A 2,660-nucleotide genomic window follows, 5' to 3' on the forward strand; every position below is an offset into this window, starting at 1 on the left:
GCAACCGCCGACCGTACGGCCTCGACGACCGCGGGGTCGTCGAGCGGCTCCGTACTGGTACGGCCTTCGGCGGCCGCGCGCAGCGCGGGGCCGGTGAGCTGGTAGGGGACGGGGCCCGCCAGGTCGAGTACGAGCGTGTCGGCCCCCTCGTGGACGGCCGCCTGGAGCGCCTGGCGCAGCGGTACGGCGACGGGCCGCGCCGCGGGGTCCCAGCGGGCCAGCGCGGCGATCGAGGTGAAGGCGGGCAGCGCGCGCCGGTCGCCCGCCGTCAGGGTCGGCACGGCCATGTCGCTGGTCTTCTCGCGGCGCAGTCCGTGCTCGTCCTCCTCGACCTCGCCGAGGACGGCGACGATCGGCACCAGCAGCCGCGCGGTCCGGAGCGCCGCCAGCACCCCCGGCTCGGCCGACCGGTCGGCCGCCCAGGCGGCGAGGGCCGCGCTCAGCGCGTCGTCGGCGGTGCCGTCGTCGTCGGAGAAACCGGAGTCAGGGATGTTCTTGAGCGCCACGGACCGAGGGTAGCCGGGCACGCGGGTGGCCCGGTGGCCAGGTTGCCCGTGGCCGGGGCGCGGTCAGCGCAGGGACGACAGCCGGCCGGGGCCGTTCCGTGTGCCGCCGCGCCACAGCACCACGGCGCCCGCGAGCAGCAGCACACCGAGACCGCCGGCGACGGGTGCGAACCAGCCGGACGGTTCCGTGGTGTCCTCCGCCGCCGCCGGGCCGCCGCCGAAGTAGCGCCTGCCGTAGCCGGCCGCCTCGCTCTTGAGATCCGTACGGGACAGCTTCGCTCCGGCGTCTAGCGCGGCGGCCGGGTCGACGAGTCCGTATCCCTCGGCGTCGTCACGGCCGCCCTTCGGGGCGTCGCGCGCGGTGTCGATGAGCAGTTGCTTGATCTGCGCCGGCGTGAGGTCGGGGTAGGCGGAGCGTACGAGTGCGACGGCGCCCGAGACGAAGGCGGCGGCGGCGCTGGTGCCCCAGCCCTCGTAGTAGTGGCGGTCCGGGTCCGCTATCACGACGTCGTCGCCGGGGGCGCTGACGGTCGAGTACCAGCGGCTGGTCGAGAACGCTGCGTGGGTGCCGTACCGGTCGACGGCGGCGACGGCGATCACGCCCGGGTAGGCGGCGGGGTACGAGATGTGGTCGCCCTTCTCGCCGCCGTTGCCCGCCGAGGCGACCACGACCGCGCCCTTGGCGAGGGCGTACTGCACGGCGTCGTCCTCGCCCATCTCCGGGTGGGCGGAGGCGCTGTCGTCGCCGAGGGAGAGGTTGATGACGTCGGCGCCGTGGTCGGCGGCCCAGCGGATACCTGCGGCGAGGGCGCCGCCCTTGGAGCTGCGGGCCTTGGCGCGGGCCGGGTCGGTGCCTTCGAGGATGACCCGGACGGGCAGGATCTGTGCCTCGGGCGCGATGCCGACCACGCCGTCCTCGTTACCGGTCCCATGGCCGTGACCGGCGATGATGCCGGCCATGGCGGTGCCGTGCCTGGCCCAGGACCGGTCGCCCTCCTTGGCGCCGAAGCCGATCATGTCCTTGCCGGGCAGTACCTGGCCGCCGAGGTCGGGGTGGGTGCCGTCGACCCCGGTGTCCAGCACGGCCACGGTGACGCCCTTGCCCTGGGTGGTGCGCCAGGCCTGGTCGGTGTGCATGGTGGCGAGGGCCCACTGCTGGTCGCGGATGCCGTCGGCGTGCGCGGGGGTGGTGGTGAGCAGCGTGAAGGACAGGGCGGCGATGAGCGCGCCTGCGCCGCGTACGCCCCGGTGGTGGCCGGGGAGCCGATTCCGGTTCCTCTTCGTCGCGTTCACCGGGGTCGGCGCGGTCATCGGGCGGCCTCCGTTCCCGCGCTGACGTGTCTGCGGAGTCCTCGCTCGATCCGGTCGGCGATGCCCTTGGCCTCGAAGCCGAGTCCCGCCTGCGCTGGGGCGGTCGTAGCCCCGGCGACCATGGCTTTCGCGGCGGGCTGGGGGTCGCTGACGGCCCGTCCGTCGGCGAAGCCGGAGACGGCGTAGACGACGACGGGCGCCTCGTCGAGCACGTTCACCGTCCAGCTCGCGCGCTGCCGGGCGCCGAAGCCGGCGGCGAGGGTGCCGGGGACCGGGAAGGTGCGGGGCATGAGATCGGCTCGTTCGCTCAGATGCTGGTCCCGGAAGCGGGCGCGCAGGGCGGTCATGGCTGCCGGGTCGGCCTGGGTGAAGACGAGGCCGACGGTGGTGACGCTGCTCGACGTGGCGTCGGCGTACGTCGCGCGCACCACTCGCACGCAGCCCGCCTGGCCCAGCGCGGAGACCAGCAGGGGGTCGAGGGCGGCGGCGCAGCCGCTGTCCGGTGCGACGGCGATCCGGGTCCAGGTGCGGTCGGCGCCGCCGGGACCGGCCCCCGCGCCGTCCAGGGTGCTCGGGAAGAGCGTGTCGACGGGGACGGTGTGCCAGAAGGAGCGGGCGGCGGTGAAGCTGTTGCCTGCCACCGGATCGGCGGCCGAGTCGCCCGTCAGCCAGGTGCCGGTCGCCGCGCCCCCGATGAGACCGAGCCCGAGCACGACGCACGCCACCGCCGCGATCGTCCGGCCGGGGTGCCGCGCCGGTACGGGGCGCAGCCGGGTCGTGGTCTCCGCCAGGGTCTCGGGTCGCTCGCCCGCCCAGGCGCGGTACGGCGCCGGGGGGCCGCCG

3 protein-coding genes are annotated in these 2,660 nt (G+C 75.6%); all 3 read right to left on the bottom strand.

From position 1 onward, the window contains the following. Window positions 1–506: SseB family protein (locus QR77_RS05990; RefSeq protein ID WP_040020113.1), on the bottom strand; the 506-nt coding region annotated here is incomplete at its 3' end. A 63-nt stretch (window positions 507–569) separates the two neighbouring features. Further along, a complete protein-coding gene (gene mycP, locus QR77_RS05995) occupies window positions 570–1,817 on the bottom strand; it encodes a type VII secretion-associated serine protease mycosin (protein ID WP_040020114.1) in 1,248 nt (415 codons plus the stop codon). Further along, window positions 1,814–2,608 (bottom strand): hypothetical protein, encoded by a 795-nt coding sequence (locus QR77_RS06000; RefSeq protein WP_063798157.1) that lies wholly within the window; start codon window positions 2,606–2,608, stop codon window positions 1,814–1,816. Before QR77_RS06000 ends, mycP begins: the two co-directional genes overlap by 4 nt. Window positions 2,609–2,660: the final 52 nt, after the last annotated feature.

This window comes from Streptomyces sp. 150FB, assembly GCF_000818195.1.
GTDB lineage: Bacteria > Actinomycetota > Actinomycetes > Streptomycetales > Streptomycetaceae > Streptomyces.